The organism is Leifsonia sp. HAY1-4F (genome assembly GCF_056755275.1).
This window is the reverse complement of sequence record NZ_JBNDHX010000404.1, coordinates 1-256: the sequence shown is the minus strand read 5'-3', so window position 1 is coordinate 256 and position 256 is coordinate 1. Positions and strand designations below refer to the sequence as shown.

Sequence of the window (256 nt, the reverse complement as noted above, 5' to 3'; positions counted from 1 at the left end):
GTGGGAAAGGACGAAGCCGATCAGGGTTCCCCCGAGCCCGATCCGTAGGAAGAAGGCATAGAGCGCAACGGCGAAGACGACGACCGGAAGGATCATCGGCGTCAGGAACAGCGCCTTCAGCGCATCGCGAAACAGGAACTTGCCGCGCACGAGGCCGAACGACGTCACGAGCCCGAGCACGACCGAAAGCACCGTGACGATCGCCGCGATCCTGAAGCTCGTCCAGGCGGACTCCAGCCATTGCGGATCGGAAAAC

At 62.9% G+C, this 256-nt stretch carries 1 protein-coding gene; it reads right to left on the bottom strand.

Annotated features, from left to right (window positions below; translation table 11 throughout):
* The coding region (locus tag ACPYOG_RS19970) for an ABC transporter permease (RefSeq protein ID WP_481295847.1) at window positions 1-256 on the bottom strand (256 nt) is incomplete at both ends.